The 22,433-nt window shown below is 62.8% G+C and carries 25 protein-coding genes; 11 read left to right on the forward strand and 14 right to left on the reverse strand.

The features are described 5' to 3' along the window. Positions 1-7: 7 nt before the first annotated feature. Entirely contained in the window at positions 8-1,447 is a 1,440-nt protein-coding gene (locus tag AX729_RS34455) for an O-antigen ligase family protein (RefSeq protein WP_082770614.1), read from the reverse strand. A 469-nt stretch (positions 1,448-1,916) separates the two neighbouring features. Between AX729_RS34455 and AX729_RS34460 the strand changes: the two genes are divergently transcribed. Continuing rightward, complete coding sequence (locus tag AX729_RS34460) at positions 1,917-2,825, forward strand: glycosyltransferase family 2 protein (protein ID WP_063817325.1); 909 nt, start codon at positions 1,917-1,919, stop codon at positions 2,823-2,825. A 53-nt stretch (positions 2,826-2,878) separates the two neighbouring features. Beyond that, positions 2,879-3,736, forward strand: coding sequence for an FkbM family methyltransferase (locus AX729_RS34465; RefSeq protein WP_061028802.1), 858 nt, complete (start codon positions 2,879-2,881; stop codon positions 3,734-3,736). A gap of 247 nt (positions 3,737-3,983) precedes the next feature. Here AX729_RS34465 and AX729_RS34470 read toward each other — a convergent pair whose 3' ends face one another. Together AX729_RS34470 and AX729_RS34475 are read right to left on the reverse strand one after the other, a co-directional pair. Further along, complete coding sequence (locus AX729_RS34470) at positions 3,984-4,565, reverse strand: hypothetical protein (RefSeq protein WP_061028804.1); 582 nt, start codon at positions 4,563-4,565, stop codon at positions 3,984-3,986. A gap of 172 nt (positions 4,566-4,737) precedes the next feature. After that, a complete protein-coding gene (locus AX729_RS34475; protein ID WP_061028806.1) occupies positions 4,738-5,940 on the reverse strand; it encodes a polysaccharide biosynthesis/export family protein in 1,203 nt (400 codons plus the stop codon). Positions 5,941-6,342: 402 nt separating this feature from the next. On the opposite strand from AX729_RS34475, the gene AX729_RS34480 reads away from it, so the two are divergent. The 3 genes from AX729_RS34480 to AX729_RS34490 all read left to right on the forward strand — a co-directional run bounded on the left by AX729_RS34480 (position 6,343) and on the right by AX729_RS34490 (position 8,538). Beyond that, complete coding sequence (locus AX729_RS34480; RefSeq protein ID WP_245325502.1) at positions 6,343-6,786, forward strand: hypothetical protein; 444 nt, start codon at positions 6,343-6,345, stop codon at positions 6,784-6,786. A gap of 74 nt (positions 6,787-6,860) precedes the next feature. Next, positions 6,861-7,136, forward strand: coding sequence for a hypothetical protein (locus AX729_RS34485; RefSeq protein WP_061028808.1), 276 nt, complete (start codon positions 6,861-6,863; stop codon positions 7,134-7,136). A 130-nt stretch (positions 7,137-7,266) separates the two neighbouring features. Beyond that, positions 7,267-8,538 (forward strand): hypothetical protein, encoded by a 1,272-nt coding sequence (locus AX729_RS34490; RefSeq protein ID WP_061028809.1) that lies wholly within the window; start codon positions 7,267-7,269, stop codon positions 8,536-8,538. Between the two features lie 11 nt (positions 8,539-8,549). Here AX729_RS34490 and AX729_RS34495 read toward each other — a convergent pair whose 3' ends face one another. Further along, positions 8,550-9,176, reverse strand: a complete 627-nt coding sequence (locus AX729_RS34495; RefSeq protein WP_061028811.1) for a transglutaminase-like cysteine peptidase — start codon at positions 9,174-9,176, stop codon at positions 8,550-8,552. Between the two features lie 192 nt (positions 9,177-9,368). Here AX729_RS34495 and AX729_RS34500 point away from each other — a divergent pair, with 192 nt between their 5' ends. Then, the gene (locus AX729_RS34500) at positions 9,369-10,106 is read left to right on the forward strand and encodes a metallophosphoesterase family protein (protein WP_061028813.1); all 738 of its coding nucleotides are present in this window, start codon (positions 9,369-9,371) and stop codon (positions 10,104-10,106) included. 62 nt (positions 10,107-10,168) lie between these two features. Next, positions 10,169-10,831, forward strand: a complete 663-nt coding sequence (locus tag AX729_RS34505) for a hypothetical protein (protein WP_061028815.1) — start codon at positions 10,169-10,171, stop codon at positions 10,829-10,831. 3 nt (positions 10,832-10,834) lie between these two features. Here AX729_RS34505 and AX729_RS34510 read toward each other — a convergent pair whose 3' ends face one another. After that, on the reverse strand, positions 10,835-11,242 hold the full coding sequence (locus AX729_RS34510) for a hypothetical protein (RefSeq protein ID WP_061028818.1): 408 nt from the start codon (positions 11,240-11,242) through the stop codon (positions 10,835-10,837). Positions 11,243-11,696: 454 nt separating this feature from the next. Between AX729_RS34510 and AX729_RS34515 the strand changes: the two genes are divergently transcribed. After that, on the forward strand, positions 11,697-12,074 hold the full coding sequence (locus AX729_RS34515; protein ID WP_061028820.1) for a hypothetical protein: 378 nt from the start codon (positions 11,697-11,699) through the stop codon (positions 12,072-12,074). A gap of 356 nt (positions 12,075-12,430) precedes the next feature. On the opposite strand, the gene AX729_RS34520 is transcribed toward AX729_RS34515, so the two are convergent. Continuing rightward, positions 12,431-12,676 (reverse strand): hypothetical protein, encoded by a 246-nt coding sequence (locus AX729_RS34520; protein WP_061028823.1) that lies wholly within the window; start codon positions 12,674-12,676, stop codon positions 12,431-12,433. 804 nt (positions 12,677-13,480) lie between these two features. Between AX729_RS34520 and AX729_RS41435 the strand changes: the two genes are divergently transcribed. Next, positions 13,481-14,068 (forward strand): hypothetical protein, encoded by a 588-nt coding sequence (locus AX729_RS41435; protein WP_245325503.1) that lies wholly within the window; start codon positions 13,481-13,483, stop codon positions 14,066-14,068. A gap of 47 nt (positions 14,069-14,115) precedes the next feature. On the opposite strand, the gene AX729_RS34530 is transcribed toward AX729_RS41435, so the two are convergent. Continuing rightward, positions 14,116-14,349: a hypothetical protein gene (locus AX729_RS34530; protein WP_245325504.1), complete on the reverse strand. Its 234-nt coding sequence runs from the start codon at positions 14,347-14,349 to the stop codon at positions 14,116-14,118. Positions 14,350-14,625: 276 nt separating this feature from the next. Further along, on the reverse strand, positions 14,626-15,042 hold the full coding sequence (locus AX729_RS34535; protein ID WP_061028826.1) for a hypothetical protein: 417 nt from the start codon (positions 15,040-15,042) through the stop codon (positions 14,626-14,628). Between the two features lie 730 nt (positions 15,043-15,772). Between AX729_RS34535 and AX729_RS40830 the strand changes: the two genes are divergently transcribed. Both AX729_RS40830 and AX729_RS34540 read left to right on the forward strand, forming a co-directional pair. Further along, complete coding sequence (locus AX729_RS40830) at positions 15,773-15,946, forward strand: hypothetical protein (RefSeq protein WP_197433745.1); 174 nt, start codon at positions 15,773-15,775, stop codon at positions 15,944-15,946. Between the two features lie 651 nt (positions 15,947-16,597). Then, a complete protein-coding gene (locus AX729_RS34540) occupies positions 16,598-16,963 on the forward strand; it encodes a VanZ family protein (protein WP_061028827.1) in 366 nt (121 codons plus the stop codon). A 26-nt stretch (positions 16,964-16,989) separates the two neighbouring features. Here AX729_RS34540 and AX729_RS34545 read toward each other — a convergent pair whose 3' ends face one another. The 6 genes from AX729_RS34545 to AX729_RS34570 all read right to left on the reverse strand — a co-directional run. Next, positions 16,990-17,274, reverse strand: a complete 285-nt coding sequence (locus tag AX729_RS34545; protein ID WP_061028829.1) for a hypothetical protein — start codon at positions 17,272-17,274, stop codon at positions 16,990-16,992. A 166-nt stretch (positions 17,275-17,440) separates the two neighbouring features. Then, positions 17,441-17,884, reverse strand: a complete 444-nt coding sequence (locus tag AX729_RS34550) for a hypothetical protein (protein WP_061028831.1) — start codon at positions 17,882-17,884, stop codon at positions 17,441-17,443. Positions 17,885-18,034: 150 nt separating this feature from the next. After that, positions 18,035-19,762 carry a hypothetical protein gene (locus AX729_RS34555; protein WP_061028862.1) on the reverse strand — a complete coding sequence of 576 codons (1,728 nt, stop codon included), beginning with the start codon at positions 19,760-19,762 and terminating at the stop codon, positions 18,035-18,037. A gap of 5 nt (positions 19,763-19,767) precedes the next feature. Continuing rightward, a complete protein-coding gene (locus tag AX729_RS34560) occupies positions 19,768-20,859 on the reverse strand; it encodes a protein-glutamate methylesterase/protein-glutamine glutaminase (RefSeq protein WP_061028833.1) in 1,092 nt (363 codons plus the stop codon). Positions 20,860-20,875: 16 nt separating this feature from the next. Continuing rightward, a complete protein-coding gene (locus tag AX729_RS34565; protein WP_061028835.1) occupies positions 20,876-21,730 on the reverse strand; it encodes a CheR family methyltransferase in 855 nt (284 codons plus the stop codon). Positions 21,731-21,863: 133 nt separating this feature from the next. Then, on the reverse strand, positions 21,864-22,433 hold a 570-nt coding region (locus tag AX729_RS34570; protein ID WP_245325505.1), incomplete at its 5' end, for a methyl-accepting chemotaxis protein.

Here is a 22,433-nt window from a genome sequence, read left to right on the forward strand (position 1 = left end):
AAGACGGCTATTTTGGCGATCCCGAGGTGCGAGCACGAGTCGACAGCGCATTTGCCGCAGTCTCTTGCGGCTCCGCGCTCCCCTCGCCGGAGTGAAAGGATTGCGCCAGACCGACCCCGAACAGCGCAAAGAAGGGGATGCTGTAACCCGGCATCTGCAACGTGAAATCCAGGCAGGAATGGAGCAACGCCAGCAGTGCAGTGCCGACGGCCGCCAGTGGAATCGATGCGTCACGCTTGCGGCTGAACACCCCACGCGCAAGCACTGTGAGCATCACCGCCCAACTGGCCGACAGGAGCAGCGTCATCGGAATTCCGGCCTCCAAAGCCACCTCCAGAGGAGTCGAATGGGCTGCATTCCAGGTGCCGCGCATAGAAATATTCGAGCTGCGGAAGGCTGGAAACGCCGACTGGAAAGTCCCCATTCCAGTGCCGAACCAGGGATTATCGGTGATGATCCGCAACGAGGACTTCCACCCCTCCAGCCGACCACTATCGGTCAGCCCCTGGCTATCGAAGCGGCCCATGACACGACCACCGAGCAATTCCAGGAGAACGAGAGCTGCCAAGGCGGCGGCCGCCAATGCCATCCAGACGCCGGTGCGCGGCGGCAGGTCCTTCCGCAGGAAGACGACAAAGACGAAGATCATGGAGAGCAGCGAAACGGCCACGCCCGCCCGTGAGCCAGTCATGAACATCGCCATGACGCAGATCAGGAGTGCGGCGAACTTCAGAGCTAGCAAAGCCTGCGGAATTTTCGTCAGATCGCGGGAGAGATTGCTCCACCTGAAGCGCCCTCCGGGGAGGTGGCGGCGCACTTCCGTAAGAAGCAGAAGTATCCAGATGACGGCACATGAGCCGAAATAGGCAGCAGCGGTATTGCGGTTGATGAACGTGCCGGTGACGCTGCTGAGATAGGCGGTCTTGTCGCGCCACAGAATCATGGTCGGTTCGATGAGGAACGAGAGGACGCCATACGCAGCATAGAAGCTGCCTGAGAGCGCAATCACGAGCATTATCTGGCGCGCACGCCTCGCGTCGGCGCCGATGACAAGCCCCACCAGAATAGCCAAAATGTTCGCAAGTGGCGCCCCCAGAGCAAAGAGAGCTTCGTGCCTGACAATCGAGGCCGATGGCGCAACGGATGAATCGAATAGCGAGCCGATCTGATTCCAGATCGGATGATAGGGCGCAATCCACGGGCTGTCGGACAACTGTTCGTGCAGCACGACCCCGTAGGCCGCAACGACAATGAAGATGCCGGCGATGATCCAGAGATGGGGACGGCGCAAGGCCTTCGCTGGCGCGAATATCAAGGCGATTCCCAGACAAGCGCACCAGAAGGCAATAGCCAGATTGTTGGTCGACCCAAACGGGAACGGCGCGCTCGCTACAACAAAGAACAGTGCACAGCTGGCTGCGAGATCAGCCGACCAGCGAATGTTCATCGAAACACGGCCCATCACTTTCGTCTGACGACCCCCAGTGGAGAATACATTAGATCGGATGATCCCGTGGGCGTCCAGCAAGTGCCGCGCCAGGTCCCGCAGTCGGAAGAGACGGTGGACGATCCATTCCAAATCATACCCCGCCTACAGAGGTTAATTTCCGGCGTCAACTCGTCCGGGAGCACGGTGACGAGGAGAACGAGTTCGTTAACAGGGCGATTCACCACAGGCGCAGGTCTCCTCCGATGAAGGGGCTGGACGGTCCCAATTTCAGTCAACTACGCTGGATTTCGGCAACGTGGTCCGGTAGTGCTTCGGCCACACCGCATCTCCAGGCTTAAGAAAACCCGCGTCGCCAATTGCCGACGGACTATTTCCGGGAGAATTCCTGCTTCTGATCGAACGTTTTCCATGAAGTTCTTATGTCAAGACGACCGACGTTTGCTGGCCGTCTCTCTGCGAGGGCAAATTGAATATTGACGTCATCTTAGCGACACGCGGCAGACCGGCAGACGTTCAAGTTCTTCTAGACCAGCTTCGACTTCAAGAACGCGCGCCCGATAACGTCATGCTTGTGGGCGCTGAACCCAAAGATCTGCCCGGTGTTGCCGCCGTCCCGAATGATCTGAGCGTGCACCGACTGGTTTCTCCGCGGGCGGGACTGACGTCGCAGAGAAATCACGGCATTCAAACGGCCAGGAGGATGAGCTCTCCCGAGGCCTGGCTCGCGAAGATCATTGTCTTCTTCGACGATGATTTCAGGCCTGCAGCCGATTGGCTGCAGAAGTGCGAAGCGCTGTTTGCGGCAAATCCGCAGGTCCTAGCCGTTACAGGAGCGGTGATCATGGACGGGGCAAGAGGCAGCATCGCAATCACCGAAGAGCAGGCTTCGGATGCGCTGGCGCTGCCTCGGGCGAGCGATCAGATCGGATACGGCAAGTGGAAGGAAGGCCTGTACGGATGCAATATGGCTTTCAGAGCGACAGTGTTCGATCAATGTGCGTTCGACGAGACTCTGCCGCTTTATGGCTGGCTGGAGGATACGGATTTGTCCGGACAGATCAGGAAATTCTCGGACGTCTATCGAGCTTCAAACTTGATCGGTGTACATCTTGGGTCAAAGTCTGGACGGGTCAGTGGCTACAAGTATGGCTACTCGCAACTCGCTAATCCGCTCTACCTTGCGCGCAAAGGAACAATTTCCCTCGGAAGGTGCGCATACTTTTGGACACGAGCGCTCGCGTCCAACGCGCTGCGCTCGCTTCGCGAACATCCGGCGATCGACTACCGAGGCAGGCTTGCCGGAAACATGGCTGCAGCGGCGGACTTGGTTGCCGGATCAATTCATCCCACCAACATCTTGTCATTCCGCCGCTAGAAACGCATTGCGCGCGCGACGCTCCTCACGACCTGGACACGAGTACGAAAATCATGATTGACGAAAACCTCATTTACGATCTCGGCGCCCATAAAGGTGAAGACTCCGGGTTCTATCTCAAGAAGGGATTCAAGGTCGTTGCCATCGAAGCTGTACCGGAATTCTGTAGCGCACTTGGCCAGCAGTTTTCCCAGCAGGTTGCCACAGGGCAACTGAAGATCCTCAACCTGGCCGTCGCCAAGACGCCGGGGAATATCGACTTCTACGTCAACACGGAGCACTCGGTCTGGGGAACGGCAAACCTCGAGTGGGTCAAGCGAAACCAGATGCTGGGCGCAGCGAGCGTGCAAAAGATAACAGTCAAAGCCGAGCGGCTGGCCGATATCATGCGCGACCACGGCATTCCCAGATATTGCAAGATCGATATCGAAGGGAACGATTTTGACGCATTGTCATCGCTCGGGAACGTTTCCGAACCCCCGCGATTCGTCTCGATCGAGTCCGAGAAGAAGAATTGGAGCGATCTCGTAAGGGAGTTCGAATTGCTCAGGAGCTTGGGCTACTCCAAATTCAAGATTGTGGATCAAAGCCTCGTCTCCCTGCAGGAGCCGCCTCAGCCGGCGAGCGAAGGCTGTTTCCAGCCGCACAGATTCGAACAGGGCAGCAGCGGATTGTTCGGTAACGAATTGCCCGGACGGTGGATGGACATGTTCGAAGCGCTCGAGGTCTACAAGGGAATCTTCCGCGGCTATGCGCTGGCGGGAGACGCAGGCATCTTCCAGGGGCGAAAGAGTGTGTTCCGCATGCTTGGAGGGATTCAGGCCGCGCTGGTGCGCGCGGCCGGGCGAAAGGATTACCGTTTCCCGGACTTTCCTCCAGCTGGCTGGTACGACACGCACGCAGCGCGATAGCGCGTCGGGAGCAGATCAGATCGGGAAGCACTACTAGCCCCGAGGCTGATCGCTCCTTGCCCGGTTCTGTTCGGAGTCGCGGACTAAAGCGCGATGCGCTTAGGACGAATCGTCATCGCGCTTTAGGTTGTTGTTGAAGCATGATCTTTTCGGAGAACCGCTGCGCACTTTTCCGGATCATGCTTTAGGATTTTCGATCAACCGCAAACCGCAACGGTCGTCGTTCCCATGAACTGCCTTGCCTGAACTAAAGAGGGCAATCGATTGAGTAGATCTTGAGGTCCACGTTCAGGCGGCTGTTCCGGGTCTGCGCCCGCAAGGCATAGAATGCCCCAAGGCTATCGCTCCCGGGATCAAGCTTTATTCCCGGAGTCAATTCGTCGGGCGGGACCAGAAGTCCGATGCGCCGGTTGAGGGCGGAGATCTCGACCCGCCCCTCGCCTTCCGCAAAACGCCCGCCGAGCTGGGTCACGGTGACCTTCGGCAGGCCGCGGCGCTGATGGCAGACCTCCTCCTCCCAGAGCTTGGTCTGTTGCACCAGCTGTTTGCCCGCGCCATCGGGAACGACGATATCGGGAAAGGACGGGCGCAGCATGCCGAAGAACCTGCTCTCCTTGGAGTTCGCCGAGAGACGGACCGTCAAGGACAGCTCGCCCTTGGCCCCCCTCAGGCGCGACAAGATCGGAGCATCGGGCTCGGCGGAGACCATCACGTCGATCCGATGGCGGACGCCCAGCTCCGCGGCAGCGCCGAGAGCCTTTCCGATCGGTGCAAGCCCGAAGGCGAGAGGAACGAGCGCCAGAAGACGCCAGAATGCTCGAAACCGCATGAAGCCCCTTGCAACACTGCGGGGTGGACCGATGACCGGCGCGCCGTGTTCAGCGGCGCCTTGATCCAGATCCCGAACTTGTAGCCCCGGCAGAACCGCTTCGGTTCCTAAACGAAAATGGCACCGGGACAAAGGCCCGGTGCCATCGGTTTTGGTCGATCAGGTTGGCGTCTTACGGCGCCAGCTTGATGTTGTTGCGGAAGATCAGGGCATCGTTGGCGAGGTTCACGGCATCGCTGCCGGTCGCCATGACCACACGCAGGTAGTTCAGGAACTTGGCAACTTCGACGTTGCGCGAGTTCGAGACGTAGATGATGTCCTGGTTCTTCATCATGACCTTTGTCCCGAGGAAGAAGCCGCCCGGATCGCGGAAGTTCACGTTGAAGATGACCGGGATCGTTTCCGACGTGTACTTGCTCACGTCGATGCCGAGCTGGGCAGCGACCTCGCGCGGCTCGCGACGATAGAGATAGACGGCAGCCGGATCGGCCTGAGCATCCAAAAGACCGCCAGCCTTGCCGACTGCTTCGGCGAGATTGATGCGCCAGGCATCGAAGTTGAACTCGCCGCTCTGGCCGCTGGCGCCGAACGCCAGGAACTTCTGCTGTTCGCGATAGACGTAGATGCTGTCGTCGGGACGAACATAAACGTTGTTCTCGGGCGCCATCACGAGATTCTCGAACGGCACGGTCGCCCGCCTGCCGCCGCGTTCGAGCATGACCCAGGTCTCGAAGCCCTGGCCCTTGATGCCGCCGGCGCGGGTGATCGCATCGAGCACGCGGTCCTTGGCACCCGCCGCACTCGCCGGATAACGCGCCGGCGAATTGACTTCGCCGAGCACGCTGATGAGCTGGGTGCGCTGCGAGGACATCGCCACGATCGCCTGCGGCTCGATGGCACGGTTGCCGATCTTCTCGACGATCGCGCGCTGGATTTGGACCGCTGTCAGGCCCGCGGCCTTGATCTGGCCGGCATAGGGCACCGTGATGAACCCGTCGTTGTCCACCGACTGGTCCGGGATCGTCACATAGTTGCCGGGGCGGACGCCGGCTTCCGCCGGGATGAACAGACCGCCTGCCGCGGCTTCGAAGATGGTGACGCTGACGACGTCGCCGATCCCGAACACGATGCTGGCGGGCGGGCGGCGATCGGTGAACACGCCGGCGAGCCCCTTGGGCTCATGCGTGTGCAGGATCTTCACGGTCGCCGGATTGAGCGGCACCAGCTCATAGGCCGGCGCGTTTTCGGTCTGGATCCTGTTGTTGACGTCGTCCGTGAGCGGTCCGGAGCCGGGATTGGTCGAGCAGGCTCCCAGCGCCAAAGCGATCACCAGGAATGCTGGCTTCAATATGTAGCTCTTGGCAATGGATTGCATGAACGCGCCCGAGAGTCCCCAATTGGCATAGATTGGTACGGCCTAGGGGGTGGTGCGACAAGTGTTCCCGGCGGTCAGCGGTGCGATCCGTTGACTACTGTTGCGTGCGGGCCACTGTTTGGAGCGCGGTTTAACCCATTGTGGCCATTTGTTGTATTTCCTGTGCCCGATCGCCAATCAAACCGCCAAGCTCAAGGACTTGGTGTGTCGCGCACAGGCTTCTTGGCATCGCCGCCTTCTGCTAAGGCTCGGCCTATCTGAAGTGGGAATCTCATGCCCGATCTCGTTTTGATCATGCTGTTGGCAGGTTCGCTCCTTGGCGGCGCCGAAAACGGACGGGATCGACCGGCCCCCTGCCCTGGCAGCGCGGAATCCTCGTGTCGCGGCGCACCCGTCATTGCGGTGGCCGCCCCTGCCTCCTCTTCCGTCTGGAAATTCACCCGGACGCAAGGGACGAAGGACGGCGAGAGCTTTGCCGCGATCATGAAGACTGCGGACACGGCCCAGTCGGATCCGGACTTCGCCGGCCTCATCGTCCGCTGCGCGCCGAGGGGCAAGATCGATGTGCTGGTGGCCCTGATCCGCCCCCTCCCGCCCCGGAGCCGCCCCAAGGTCACGATCGCCGCCAGCAGCGGCGGCACCCTGACGTTCGAGGCCAGCATGGCGGCCGTGGGCGCTGCCGTGCTGTTGCCCGACGAGGTCTCGGCCTTTGCTGCCGGGAAATGGCAGACCACGCCCTCGGTGTCCGTGGTCGTCAGGGAGAGCGACAGCGAGATCAAAGGTACCGTAGCATTGACCGGGCTGCGGGAGGCCTATCATTCGCTGCTGGCGAATTGCACCCAGTAGGCTAAATTTAGCCAAACAACTTAAGGGTCTTTTTAGGGCGGGGAACCTAGGGTCCGAGGCACGGAGTGTTTCGGATGACCGCGTTTTTGATCTTCAGCTTTCTCGTCGGTGCCGTGCTGGGGCAACGCTTTCGCGTCCTTGTGCTGGTGCCCTTGACCTTCTTCATGGTCCTCGCCGCGATCCCGGTTGGCTTGATCGCCGATCTCACGGTGCTCGAGAGCCTGAAGGGCGTGATGTTCGCAGCCATTGCCTTGCAGGGCGGTTATCTCTTCGGTTCAGGGGCTCGCTTTGGCCTCGCTGCCGCGCGCGCTGGCCGCGTCTTCGCCCGGCCCGTCAAGACTGTCCGCTGACGCAGCGATGAACCTTTCGCGGGACGCGAGAGGTGAAGACTGCGCCGTTGCCTGGGCAGACCTTCGCTTGAAAACCCGCCGCCCGCTTGTATGGTGACCTGACTGTTTCAGGATTCCCTTCGAGCACCGTTTGTCCCTCGCCTATTTTGCCCTCATCGTTTCCATCGTTTCCGCTTCCGCTCTCGAAATCGCTGGCGCCAAGTTCGGTGCGCAGCTCGGGATGCTGGCTGTAGCGCTGAGCTTGCTGGGGGCCACCGCAAGCGCACGACGGGCCGACTACGATCACTATGTCCGCGCGCTTTCCTGGGGGCGCTGGATCCTGATCGCCATTCCGCTGTGCATCGCCACCCAGCTGATTCCTCTTCCGCTGAGCTGGGCGCATCCGATCTGGTCCAGCGCTCACGACGTCCTCGATGGCCCCTCGCTCGGGCGGATCACGGCCGACACCGGCCTGACCGTGAACGCTCTGCTGCTGGCGCTTGCAGCGATCTCGTCGCTCGGCGTCACCATCCTGGTGGTCCGCAACCGTAGCCGTGCCGAACTGATCCTCTTCGTGCTGAGCGGCGTGACGGCAGTGGCCGCCTTGATCCTGGACGTGCGTCGGCTCTCGCCCGCCGTTGCAGCAGCCGCGCCCTCCGAGCTCATGACGACTCTTGCCGGCCTCGGCCTCATGCTCAATCTCGCCGTCATGCAGCTCGCAGCCGAACGGGCCGAAACGCATCACTCGGTGCTTCGCTCGGTCGCGATCGGCCTTTGCGGTCTTGTCGGGGCTTCGGCCAGCGCGGCCGCCATTTTTGGGTTTTCGGGAACGAACAGCGCGATCGCAGCGGCTTTCGGCGTCGCGCTGATCCTGCTGATCCTCGTCATCCGCAGGCTCGACCTCTCCCCATTGGCGGCCGGCGCATTGGCGGCGGCAGCCCTGATCGGCGCGGCGATCGTGCTGACCTTCCTCTTCGAGAAGAGCTCCGGACCAATCCTCCTGCGGCTCGTGCCGGAAATGGGAGCCGAGACCAGGGCGCCCCTCGAGCGCATGTTGGCCGACACGCGCTGGTTCGGCGCCGGTGCCGGGACCTTCGTCGCGGTGGGCAGGATCTATCAGAGCGATGCCGGAGTCGTCTTGACGGCGCCGTCGGCGGCCACGGCCGTCTTCGCAGGCATGGGATGGATCGGCTTGGCTGCCACGATGGCCGTGAGCCTGATCGCTCTGGTCCGCCTGTTCTTCGGCGCCTTGCACCGCGGACGCGACTCGTTCTTTCCGGCGGCGACCGCCGGCTGCGTTCTCTTTGCACTCGTCCAGAGTTTCGCCGGCCCCGGATTGCTGGGACCGGCCGCAATCCTGTGTCTTTCGGTGATCGTGGGACTGGGGCTGTCGCAGAGCGTCAGCCAATCCTCATCACGATAGAGCGCCGATCGTCAGACTGAACGATCGCCGAGCGAAGCCCAGTAGTTCGGGTTCTTGGGCGACTGGATGCGGACCCAGCGATACGGTTTCTTCGACCACGGCATGATGTGGCCGGAGAGATTGTCCAGCACGAGATCGCCGGAGAAGGTCCGCACCACGACCACGAGATGATGCTCGCCCCAGGTGGTCACGACCTCGCTGAGCAGCACCGAGCGCGCCGGAAAGCCCTTGGCGATCAGATCGTGGCGTTTTGTCACGGCGTAGTCGTTGCAGTCGCCGCTCGCCGGATGCAGCAGCCATTTCTCGCCGCGCAGTCCTTCCAGGTTGGGTTCGGGACGGATCGCGCTGTTGACCCGCTGGTTGACCTCCTGCATCTGCGCCAGGCGTTCGGCCGTGAGCTTCAGACGGCCGCCCCTGAACACGATCTGCTGCGGCCGCGGCTTGCACTCATCCTTGTACTTCAGGCAGAAGATCGTGAATGCCATCGGCGCCAGCGTCGGCTGGTCGAACTTGATGTATTGGATGGCGCCGCGCAGCCCCATGGGCGCGCCGACGAAAGCGGCTTCCGCGTTCTGCTGCACCCCCGCAGCAACGACGATGGCGGCCATGGCCGCCAGGAACTTTACAACTTTGCGCATGTTGCGCTCCCCGTTCTTGTCGGGGAGACGCTACGCCAGACGTCTTGAAATACGGCTCAAAGGCCGCGTCATCCTTTAATCAAATGCGGGCTAACCGGTCGGAAACAATTAAGAATACCGGTATGTGACTTGTTCTGCTAAGAGCGGTCACGATGATCCGCTCGTGACGCCAGAAGCGATTCGACCGACCTGATGGGCCTTTCCAGCCGTTTTCGAAAGAGGACCAAGCCTCGGCTTCCCGACGGCCTTCGCGTCTATGCGATCGGCGACGTGCACGGCCGCGCCGATCTGCTTCGATCGCTGTTAACCGTGATCGACGTCGACCTCGCGCGCTCTGCGCCCGAACGAGCCATCCAGGTCTTTCTCGGCGACTATGTCGATCGCGGCCCGGACTCACGCGGCGTTCTCGATATCTTGATCGAGCGCTCGAAATCGCATGAGACGGTTTGCCTGAAGGGCAACCACGAGGTCTTCCTGCTCGAGGTCCTCAAGGACCCCGCCCGCCTGCAGGAGTGGCGCCATTACGGCGGCCTCCTGACACTGGTCTCCTACGGCATCACGCCGACGATGAATCCGTCCCCGGAGCAACAGGTCGAACTGATCGAGGCGTTGAGACGCGCGCTCCCGCCGGAGCACTTGGCGTTCCTCCAGCAATTGCCCTCCTCCTTCACGTGCGGCGACTACTTCTTCGTCCATGCCGGGGTCAAGCCGGGCATCGCGCTCGATCGCCAGAAGGATGAGGATATGCTCTGGATCCGCGAGGAATTCCTCGCCTCCGAGGAGCGCTTCGGCAAATATATCGTTCACGGTCATACGCCGGTCAGCGCGCCTGACATCCGCCCGAACCGCATCAACATCGATACCGGCGCCTACGCGACCGGCAACTTGACGCTGTTGACGATCCAGGGCGATAGTCTCATGGCAATCTAACGGCTCCGGCCGAACCTCGGTCCCGTCTTCGGCCCGCCCGCACTGGCCTCGTCAATTCCTCAATGAACCGCATCATCCTGCTCCGCGTCGCCGGCATCTGCACCGCAATCGTGCTGGCGCTTCACGCCGGCATGACGTTCTACGGCGATCTGATACGGCCGAACTTTCGCGCCAACGATCTGTTCTCGGGCGAGATTCCGCCGGACAAGGCGAAGCTGGCAGCCGCTGGTAGTTTGGCCTCGTTTTCATGGGATGGCGACCTGCTCGCGAACTACGCGGCGGCGATGGCCACCGACGTCCTTCACCGTCCGTCGACCGAAGCAGGCGGAATGACGAGCGAGAACAAGGCAGCCCAAGCCGCCGTCGTGGCTGCCTTGAAGGTGTCGCCAATCAGGCCCGCGCTATGGCTCACGCTCGGCGCGCTCCAGACCAAGGCCGGCGAGGCGGCGACGGCTGCGGTAAAGATGTCCTACTTGACCGGGTCGGTGCCGCTCGACGTTGCGTTCTCTCGCGTCCGGACCGTCACCTCGAGCGCGGCTGCGACCGATGACGAGATCAAGCTCCTGGCGCAATCCGACATCCGGGCGGCGCTGGCCAATCGCTCTCGTTACGAGCCGCTGCTGATCGCGACCTACGTGCAGGCAACTCCGCAAGGCAAGTCGCTGCTGCTGGAGGCCACGAAAGTGACCGATCCCAAATTCAACGAGATATTGCGGCGGTACTGAACCTCAGCGCACCGATTGCGGATTGACCGGCACGAAGTCCTGATCCCGGCGCGGCTGATCGGATCGCCCCTGGTAGACGAACATGCCCTTCTTGGTCGCGACGATGTCGCCTCGTTGCAGACTATCGTCGCGAAGAAGGCGCTCGGTCGCGACGCGGTCCGGGTCTTCCGGAATCGGCTTGTAGAGTTCCGGATGCTCCCGTCGCTCGCGCGATACCTCCCTGGCGCGGCGCCGTGCCTCCTCGATCCGCTGCCGCCATTCGTCGCGCGAGACTTCCGGCTCGCTCGGCGGAAGGTAGTCGTTGATCGAGGGCTCCGGTCCGGTCTGAGCGAGACACAAGGACGGCCAGGCAAGGCCGAGACCAAGACCAAGACCAAGGCCGAGTGCACCGGCAACGACCGCCCGAGACAACTTCCCAAACCGCTTTTCACAGTAGCCACGTCGGCCCGTTCGCACGCTGATGACTCCAGTCAGAGCGACAAGGACGACCATTGGAAGGACGAGCATTGGCCGATGTCCTCATCTCCAACCTCCATTCTATACCTTTGCCGATTGCAGGAAAACGAATTCGCGGACGAGCTTTCCCTGCGGCGTTTCGCAGCCCTCCCGTCAAAAAAATCGAAAACAACCCCATGCACAGTAGGAGGCATCAGCCGGATCAATGGGTTACGCCTTTTCCGAAAATGAAGTTGACTCGTCAGGCAAAACAGGGGCAGAATGGCATGGTCTGGAGAGAGGCCGACCGCAATGACGGGTGCACCTGAGATCCGCGTCACATGACCGGTTCAGGGCAAACGGCTTCGTTCTAAGACCTCGTTAGGTCATCGCTGCTAGCTTTGCACATCCCTTCGTGGAGTGGCCGAGAATGCGTACAGGACCGGTATCGCTGCTGAGTATTGCCCTCGCGGTTTTCGCCCTGTCTGGCGCGTCGGCGCACGCCAGCCGCCTCTGCATCAAGGAACGCACGCCGTTCGCCTTGTCGCAAGATACGGTGAAATGGACGATGTCGATCGCGCCTGGAACCGACTGCATCCAGGGACTGCGTTGGTCCTACATGCAGATATTCAACGTGTCGGTCGTGAGCGGGCCATCGCGGGGACAATTGGCCGTTGTCGGGTCCGGCTTCCGCTATGCGGCAGACAGCAAGTTGAGCGGCAGCGACAAATTCACGCTGCTGATATCGGGCAAGAACCTGCACGAAGCAGGGACATCGACCCTGGAGGTCGAGGTCAATCCGCAATAGCCGTCCTGCGATCCTGTCGGGTGTCCAGCGCGCCTAATAACGGCGGCTCGACCCGCTGCCCCTGGTTCTATTCCCGTAATATGGCCGGGCACGACCGCCGCTCGTCGTCACGGGCGGTTCGATCCGGCTCGGAATGTTCGGGGTCGCCGTGGAGCGCGACGGCTGCGACGGGTTGACGATGATCACATTACGGTTGGGTGTCGACGCATCGTTGACGCCCTGGGCCCAGGCGCAGGCAGGCACGAGAAGCGCGAGTGTAATCAAACCTAATCGTTTCATGCTATATCTCCCGAGCAAGAACGTCAGGGAGGCGAACACGGTTCCTTCACGGCTGCTTCACGGTTCGTTGCGTGACCTCATCGCGGCACCGCGACCAGCTTGCCATCCCGCCAGACGCCTTGAGCCGACCTTCCGGCAGGAAGGCTCCCCGACACATTCCGAGTAGCCGTCGGCCGGGACGCGGCTTGGGTGGTTTGCGCCTTTTTCGTCGGTGTCGTGATGATGCTGGAGCTTGTGGTGTTGGCCTGATCCTTGGTCCCCTGCGCAGAAGCAGACTGAACCAGGAAGGCCAGGAACACGATCGCCGTCAAAATGCCGCGCATGGTCAAACACCGGAAGAAGGAGCTGGGCGGAATGTCACAGGTTTCCGCCCAAAAGCAAGCTCTTCGAGGCGATCGCGAACGACCGCTGCGTGTCGTTGCCGTCGGAGCGTTGCGCCGCTTGGCCAAGGGAATCCAAGTGAAAAAGCCTAGCGAAACAGCAGTATCCGGGCTAGTTGATCGGCCTTGATGACGGAGCCCGGCGACACAGCAGCCCACGCCTCGAAGGCGCAGGAGATCAAGGCCGGACTGGTCCGCCTGTTGTCAGGGCGGATCCGCGAAATCTCCGACGATCCCCGGCAGATGCGGGATGTCGTTTACGAATTGGCCCGCGTCAAGCTTCTGGAACAATTCAGCCACACCGATGCGCGGGAAGCGCGGGAGCTCCAGCAAGTCCTCGAGCGCGCCATTCGGGAGGTCGAGCGGTCCTTTGAGCGAAGCGGAACATCGTCACCGGCAAAGGCTGCCGCAGACCCCGTGGCGAATCCTCCACCGGCCGACATCCCAGTTCCACCGCCCATTCCGATGCCGGTTGCCTTGGCTTCACCAGCCGTTTCGCAGGCTGCGGAGACGCAACGCCGTCCTGCCGCACCGCCAATTTCGCTCGACCGACCCAAACGGAGCGGCGCCTTCAAATCTCTCGTTCGATTGACCGTCATCCTCCTGCTCATTGGTGGGGCCGGGACCTTGGCCGTCTATTGGCCTCGGCTGAGGACACAGCTGACCGCATTATCGCCGACGGCGTTGCCGCCCGAGCGGGCACCGAACAGCCAGGAAGCTCGCCCGGCCGCCAGCCCGGCTCCCCCCGTGGCCGAAACTGCTGAACGGACGCCGGATAGCCAGAAAGAGCCGGCGCATCCCTCGATGCCTTTGCCGACGACATTCGGCGTCTACGCCTTGAACGAAGGCCAGCTCCATGAGCTCAAGCCGGTGCCTGGAAAGATTCCCGACCGGCGCGTCGCGATCTCGGCGGCCATCACCGCGCCGAGCGTGACCACGTTGACGGACGGCGACGTCAAATTCATCGTGTTCAGGCCCGACGGAGGTGTCGACGCAAGCGGGACCGAAGTTCGGGTGGTCGCGAAAGTCTCCCGGGCCATGGGCGTCGATGCCACCGGGAAAGCCGCCATCGTCAACGTCGGCGATTCCTGGGTCATTCGGAGCATGTCCTACCCCTACAAGGTAGGTCCGGTCGACGACCAGCCGAGAATGCTATTGCTCCAGCCGGAGCAAGACGGCTTTACGCTCGCTCCCGGCCGCTACATCGTCGTGGTCAAGGGCATGGGCTACGACTTCACCGTGGCTGGAACGATCACCGACCCCAATCAATGCGTCGAACGGATCAATGCGGCGAACGGCGCGTTCTACTCGCCCTGTCCGCCGCCACGACGCTGAAGCATCGGGACTGATTGAATCAAACGCTCTCGCAGCAAGCTCGATTCCTATTTGGCCGGCTTGCTGTCTTTTGGCGCGTCCGCCGGCATGTCGTCGACCTTGCCGTCATTGGCAACGCATTTCTTGAAGTATTCGCGCTGATCCTTGCCCGTTCCCTTGGTGCTGCCAGCTGCGGGGTTGCCGATTTGTCTGGGCGGAAAGGCCTTGGCCACCGCCGCCTCGCATGCGCGCGCGACCTCGACCGTGATGGCCGAAGCCGTTCCCGGCGCGGCCAGCGTCAAAACAGCCGCCAATCCGGCCGACGTTCGCAAATCCCTGATCTGCACTCTGTCGCTCCCTCAATCCGTGAACCGTTGCCGAAACCATATCAAAAAGGGTCGCTGCACCAAACGGCAAACCGGCGCCGAATTGCCGAGCGGTCGCCCCTGCGTGCCGCAGAGCCGCTTCATATGAGGTCGTGGGAAACCTGAGCGCGCGCCAAAGGGCGGCCGTCTCGAAGGATGGCCGCAAGCATACGGCCTCAAATGCGAAGCGCGGGACAGGATCCCCGGACTAGACTAGCTGTTGAGCTGCGGCGGCTTGAAATCCGGGAAACGCGTGAGCATTGCGGTCTTGACGAACTTCAAGTGAGCAATGGAGCTGGCCAGTTCCTTGAGCCGTCGCTGGCCGTTCGAGATGTCGGCCGCGAAGAGATCCTGATGATGATTGTCGAGCGCCTCCCGCTCGAGATATTCGTCGGTGCCGTTTCCGAAGGTGACGGATGCACGAGCAAGGGCATCGTCGACGCGGCGGTTGAGCCCGGCCTGCTCCCTCTCTGCCTCCTGCAACGCCGTTTCGATCGCCGTCAGGACGGCACCGATGCGCACGCGATCGGTCTCCGCATCACGTTCGACGGAGCGGGCCTTGAAGCCTTTGTCCTCGCGGCGGGAGCCGAGAAGATTGTGTGCGCGCGCTCTCAGGAACAGCTGAAACATCCGGGCCATCCCACGATCGAGATTCAGAGGACTACCATCGGTCAGCCATAGTTAACAAACCCTGAATCTTGCACCCGCTCTGCCTGGCTTTCTACGATCCACGCCCGCCAGGCCCCTTCGTGCTTGGAATGGAGCTCGAGCCAGCGAATTTCGTGCGTGGCAGCGGCTCGTTCGCTCACGCAGATCCGGGATGCGAACCGCACTGTCTCATTCGGCGCAAGATCCAGCGCTTCGAACTTTGCCGTCTCTTCCGGAGACAGGCCGATCAGAACACGGTGTTCTCGCACGCCGACGAAATATCTGCGGGCGCGTCGCGCCTCAGTTCAATCATTCGAGCGGCCCTAGCTCATGATCCAGGGCCCGGAAGATCTTTCAGTCGCCGATCAAAGGTAGGAACGAAAGCGGTCAAAGTGAGCGCACCGCTGCCGGGCGCAGCTGCGGCCGGCGCGGGATACCTGCGACGCGGACTCGAGCGGATCCGGCAGCCGTCGCGGACGACACCGGCCGGCACAAGATCCGTGGTTATACGGGGCGTCATTCACCAACTTCATCCCGGTAAGGTTGAGAGGTTAGCTTAATCCGCGTTGTTTGTTGCGAACGCGCGCGCTTTGCTTATCCATCTCTCGCACCGGGCTCCCCCAAGTCCGGCCCCACCCAAGCAAAGCCGTCGAGCGAACATGGGTCCGCTTGGCGGCTTTGTCGTTGTGTCGACGAGAGGAACATTTCGGTTATGGCGCGCAGGCCCTGGTCGTTCAAGGAAGATCGCCGGCTCATGGAGCTGGCCAAGTCTTCAGCCTCGCTGGAGCAAGCGGCGAAAGCTCTCGGTCGCACGCCCGATGCGATCAAGCGCATGGCCTTGCGGCTGGGTCTTTCGTTGAAGTCGAAGTCGGGCAAGAAGAACTGACTGCGAGAACGGCAGCGCCGCACGCGGCCGATCATATTCATAGCTCGTTCCCGTCCGCCATCGCCTCCGGCGGAGAGCGTCGAATGAGCGCTCCCGCCTCTTGACGAGCCGCTTCCTTGCCTAGTTCTGCGACTTCTTCTGGGATCCCATCCCGGGGCTGGTCCCGTAAGTCGGCGTCCCCGTTCCTTTGAACGCGCCGCCCATGCTGTCCGAACCGGAATTCGTTCCTGTGCCGCTGCGGGTCGAAGACGTGGGCTGCGTGCCCGATGGCGTGTCTTTGGTCCCCTGCGCCAGGGCCACAGAGCTTCCGATGGCTGACGCGAGAAGAAGGAGACTTAAAGTCCTGATCATACTGCTCAACTTTCCATGTTCGTGCGGCGAGACCATTGGTCAGCCATCGCCCAGGTAGACCCACTTCGGGCCTGTGTGCCCGTTAAACCCTATCTTGGCCCCCGCTGGCTAGAAGCCATTGCTGAAGGCAAACTGGAATTTCGAGCTCTCGGGGAATGTCGTGCCCAAGCATCTTCCACCGAAGCGCATCGGCGGGACAACAGGCTTGTGGCCGGCGGGACCTCTGACGACGACAGCGACCTTTTAACGATACTCTCGGCTTTCGAACCAGACCGGCGGCCAACCTTGTATGTTGGCGCCATGCGCAGGAACCACCTGATTGCAGCCGCGAGCATCTGTCTTGCGCTGATCGTCTATGCCACGCTGGCGCGGCTGGCGGGACGGCCGGCGCTCATGGGGCACCACGAGGCCTATTGGGTCGTCGTGATCGAGCGTTTCAGTGCCTATGGGTTGCTCGGCTTCCTGCTTTCCTTCCTGCTGCCGGGACGGTTCGTCCTGGCCTGCTCTCTCGTTATCGGCGTCGCCATGGGGCTGGAGCTGATGCAAGCGTTCATACCCGACCGGGATCCGGGCTTCCTCGACGTGCTGCAGAAGGCGGCAGGAGGGACCGTCGGCGTCATGCTCGCCCAGATGATCCTGGCGTTCCTGCCCCGACCGCCGTCCTGAAGCGTCCAGCCTCTCGGCGAGGAGAGTCAGGCCACCCCGCGCCTGTTGCGGAGTTCGGCAGGCGCCAGCAGTTCGGCCATCTGCCGGTGGGTGTCGTGCAGCGCTTCGATGGCGCAATCGAGATCGAAATCCGCCTCACGCACGGATGCAAGGAATTTGGCCGTCAGTGCCAGGTCGAGCTTGACGCGCGTCGCCCCGTCGCGACTCTTGCGACGATCGAGCGACAGATGGATGGCGCGGGTCCGCGCCTCCATGGCGCCGCAGCCGCAAAGCGCGCCGAGTTCGTCGTATGTCATCCAGATTTGAGGCATGTTCTTCCACCACGCTTGATCGGCCGCAGACTAGCTCTCGCTTCTAAAGGCAGGGTTTCTGCAGCGCGGCCGCGGCGTGAATTCAAGACGACAGCGTCAATGCAATGCTAATCACGGCGTTCGGCGCGAAGGCTTGTGGCGCCGCGAATTTGTTCGATCTGCCTTTTTACTTGGGCGAGCCAGCCGCAAACGGATTCCGCGATCGGGTGCGGCCGTCGAGCCGCTTGGGCAGCTTGTCGGAATTGAGTTTCACGACCGCGCCACGGGCATCGGGCGCCGGCGCGTCTTCCTGGCTGTAGATCAGCGTCGCCTCGAACATCACGCCGGGCGCCTCCCGGGCCGTTCCCGAACAGGTCGCCATCGCACCGCTGTAAACGCCCGAAAGCTCGACCTCGACTTCGTCGTAGCCGAACACGGTCGGCGGCCCGTCGGCATGTCGCCGTGTGGTCAGAACGGCCGTGAAGTGCTGGTCGTCATCGAAATGATAGGAGCCGCCATAGGTGAAGAAGCTGTCACTGCCCGAGATCCGGCCGTCGGCCAGATGCACGATGCCGGTGCCTTGCGCCTGCGCGGTTCTGAACCACGCCGCGTATTTGCCCTCTTTCAGCATGGAAACGTCCGTCGTCAATTCCGTCCGTATTTGCAACGAACAGTGGGGCGCAACAATGACCGGCGCGGCGAGCATTCCGCCACGGTTAACGCCCTGCAAAATCAATCCGTCAAAATTTCTGCGGGCACGCGAGGCGTGCCCGCGGCAACATCAAAACAATTCTATGCCGTCGTCCGCAGCCTCGACCGCCTCGATCCGCCGCGCGGTGGCGACCGACGTCAGCCCGAGCGTCTGCAGGAATTCCCGGTGGACGTCCCGCTCACGCTCCATCGTGTAACGCGCAAACAGCTCGTCGAGCACCGCTTCGTCCTGCGCTTGCGGCCGCGGCTTCTGCGCGCCCGCGCTCGCGGCTTCGAGCCGCGCAGCGACCGCGGGCAATGCCGCCGAGCCTTCGCCGAGGGCGCTCATCAGGCCTTGCGCCGAATTCATGAGACCTTCGAACTCCGCACCTTCGTCGACGAGCCGGCTCATCAGCCTGCCGAGCCGTTCGTTGCCGGCCTCGACCTCGCGCAGCGCCTGGAGAATCTGCGGTTCGAGCTGGGCGAGCTGCGTGGGATCGCCCTGCACGCGAAGCTCCTTCAGCTCCGCGGCCGATCGCTCGATACCGTCGAGCACGGGCCTCAGACGCGCCGCCCCCGCCGACACCTGGTCGGCGGTGGCCTTGAGCTCGTTGGCGATGACGACGAAAGCGCTGCCGCGGCTGCCGAGATGGCTCGCCTTGAGGCCCGCATTCATTCCGATCAGCGTGATGTCGACCGTCGCCTCGGCCAGCCCGGCGATGGCCTGGCGGAATTTCGTCAGCGTATCCTCGACGATCGCGAGCGCCTCGTCGACCGAGCGGCCGGCACCCTCGCAGGTGGCGATCAGGTTCGATGCATGCGCCAGCGTCTGCTTGATGCGCGTCAGGAACGACGACGAGCCGCCGTCATCGCCGCCGAACAGCGAGCGGCCGTGGCCGACGACATTGCCCGCATCGCGCAGGATGGCGGCGAGCGCGCCAACGATCTGGCCGACGTCGCCGCTGAACTCGCGCTGTGCGTCCCTGAGCTGAGCCGCCTGCAATTGGCGGATCGCGCGCGCGCCGTCGTCGCTCGCCATCGGTACGGGAACGAGGCTCGGGGCGCGAGCCGACGCAAGGCCAAGGCCGTGCGAGACGTGCTCGAGGCGCTGGCGCGTGCTGTCGCCGGCCTGCAAGGAGACGATCGCGCTGCCCACCGCCTCGGCGATCTTCCTGGTGCTGGAGCTCGCGAGGTCGGCGAGATGGCTGCTGTTGCTGCGCTGATCGCGCAATCCGGAATAGGCGGAGCCGAGCTCGGCGCTCTGCGCCGCCAGCTGATTGCGGTAGCGGCCCTCGAACTCCTTCTGCCGGCCGAACGCGGTGGCCACCGCCTCGGACAGGCGCTGCTGATCCCGCGCGCAGCCTTCGAGCGCGCCCTGTACGGCCTTGCCGAGATCGTAGGCCTCCTGCGTGAAGGCGAGAAAGCCCTCGCGGTCGCCGTCGAGCGAGGCTGCCTCGATCCGCGCGCTGCGGGCGATGATGGTGATCATCTGGATGTGCTTGAACAGCGGCTTGAGCAAGGCGGATGCCTCCGCCGTGCTCTTGCCGATCGTCTCGAGCAGGGCGGTCTCGGCCGGCAGGGCCTCCGCCAGGTCGCTGAGCCGCGCGGCGATCTCCTGTAGCGCGGTTGCGGCCCCCTCGATCTCAGCACCGGAGAGTTCGGTGGAAAGCGCGGCGAGGCCCTGGTTCAGCTCCTTGAAGATGAGATGACCGCGTCCGAGGTCGTGACCGACGCGCGCGAACACGTCCTCGATGCGCGAGTTGACGTCCTCGATCGCGGCGATGGCCTCGGCGGACGTATCGGCCGGAATGAACGACATCGCCATCAACCCGCCATCACGGGTTGCCCGGCCTGGTACCAGAGCATGATCTCGCGCGGAATGTGGTGCAGCGAAACGACCTTCTCGACGCCGCCATGGGCGATGGCTTCCTTCGGCATGCCGAACACCACGCAGCTCTCTTCGTCCTGAGCCCGCGTCGAGGCGCCGAGCTTGCGCATCTCCAGCATTCCGCGCGCACCGTCATCGCCCATGCCGGTCATGATCACGCCGAGCGCGTTGGCGCCGGCATGCTGGGCCGCCGAGCGGAACAACACGTCGACGGACGGACGATGCCGGGACACCGGCGGGCCGTCCTTGATCGCGATCTGGAAGCGAACGCCGATGCGCTGGAGCAGCATGTGGCGGGCGCCCGGCGCGATATAGGCGCAGCCCGGCAGCACCGGCTCGCCGTCCTCGGCCTCCTTGACGCGGATCTGGCAGACGCCGTCGAGACGCCTGGCGAAGGCCGCGGTGAAGCCCGCCGGCATGTGCTGGACGATGACGATCGGCGGGCAGTGCGCCGGCAGCATCTCCAGGACGTCGTTGAGCGCTTCGGTTCCGCCCGTCGATGCACCGATGCACACGATGCGCTCCGTCGCCGGCCGGACCTTGCCCTGCACCGGCGGCGGGATGATCGCATCGGCCGTCAGCTTCTTCTCGATCTCCCGGCGCTCTGCGCGCGGACGCACGCGCGCGCGCGCTGCCGACTTCACGGCTTCACGCAGCCGCGTCGAGCATTCGAGCAGCGCTTGGCGCGTGTCGATCTTCGGCTTCGGCACGATGTCGACCGCACCCGCCTCGAACGCCTCGAACATCACGTTCGAGCCCTCCTCGGTCAGCGAGGAGCAGATGATCACCGGAATGGGACGTTGCGCCATGATCTTGCGCAGGAAGGTCATGCCGTCCATGCGCGGCATTTCGAGGTCGAGGATGATGACGTCGGGCAGCTCCCTCTCGAGCCGCTTGGCCGCCACGAACGGATCGGACGCGGTCGCCATCACCTCGATCTCGGGATCTTCACTCAGGATCGTCAGCAGGATTTGGCGCACCGACGCCGAATCGTCCACGATCAGTACGCGAACTTTCTCGCTCGGCATTTTGGTTGCGCTCCGGCTAGACTTGGAAGATGGTCGGCTGAACCTGTTTCAGCCCAGGGACGGCACTGTGAATCATCGATTCTGAATGCCCGACCAGCAGATAGCCGCCCGGACGCAAATGGCTGCACAGACGCTCGACCACCTTGCGCTGGGTCTCGCGCTCGAAATAGATCAGGACGTTGCGGCAGAAGATGATGTCGACGTCGCGATCGACGGGATAGGACTTGTCCATGAGGTTCATCCTCATGAAGTGTGTCATGCGCCGCAGCTCGGGTACGACCCGCACCTCGCCGCGCGACTTGTCCCGCGACCACGAAAAATATCGCTTCACGAATTGCTCCGGAACCGGGGCGAGCACGTCGCGGGTGTAGATCGCCGTCCTGGCGAGGCGCAGCACCGCGGTCGAGATGTCGGTTCCGAGGATGCGGTACTGGAAGCGCGATCCGCTCCGCGTCATGTCGTCCAGCACCATCGCCGTCGTGTAGGCTTCCATGCCGGTGGAGCTCGCCGAGCTCCAGATCTTCAGGTTCGCGTTCTTCCGTCCATGCGCTTTGAGCAGGCCCGGGACCGCGACGTCCCTCATGAAGACGAAATGCTGCGGCTCGCGGAAGAAGTCGGTCTTGTTGGTGGTCACCACATCGATGAGGTGAGTGAGCTCGGTTTCGAAGTGATCGGCCTCGAACAGGTTCTCGACATATTCATTGAGGTCGGAGAAGTTGAGCGCGCGCACGCGCTTGTGCAACCGCCCTTCGAGCATCAGCCGCTTGCCCTGCGGCAGCTTGATGCCGACCTGGCTCTCGATCAATTCGGCAATGGTCCGGAAATGGCGCTCGGACAGATGCACAGCCGTATCCTGCATGGCGGGCATCATGGGCGACGGCTCCCGCCCGGGATGGCCGCCTGCACTGAATGTCGGGCCATACGGGCCATCTTGAAACCTACGCGTTCATCGAACTGCGGAAAGTGGACCGGTCCACCGCCAGGGCGGACCGGCCTTCAAAGTCCTAGCGCTGGAAATCGGCGTCCCGATCGTCCTCGCCGTCATTGAGATCGAAGGCGAAGCCGCCGCCGGCAACCTTCGCGGCGCGCGCCGGCTTGGCCTGCGGCTTCTTCGCCGGACGTTCGACGGCCGCCATGGACGCCGCCTTGGCGCGCAGCTGGTTCACCGCCCGGTCGATCGGCGCGGGCGCCTGGCTCTTTGCGCCGTGGTCGATGCGGAAATAGGCGATGGTGGATTGCAGCTGCTCGGCCTGCGAGGCGAGCTCCTCCGAGGTCGAGGACACCTGCTCGGACGCGCTGGCGTTCTGCTGGCCGACCTTGTCGAGCTGCTGGATCGCCTGGTTGATCTGGGCCGAGCCGACGTCCTGCTCGCGGCAGGCTGCGGTGATCTCTTCGACGAGTTCGGCGGTCTTCTTGATGTCCGGAACGAGCTTGGACAGCATGGCGCCGGCCTCTTGCGCGACCTTGACGGTTTCGACCGAGAGCGTTCCGATCTCGGCGGCTGCCGCCTGGCTGCGCTCGGCGAGCTTGCGCACCTCGGAGGCGACGACCGCAAAGCCCTTGCCGTGCTCGCC

It is taken from the genome of Bradyrhizobium sp. CCH5-F6 (genome assembly GCF_001556045.1).
GTDB lineage: Bacteria > Pseudomonadota > Alphaproteobacteria > Rhizobiales > Xanthobacteraceae > Bradyrhizobium.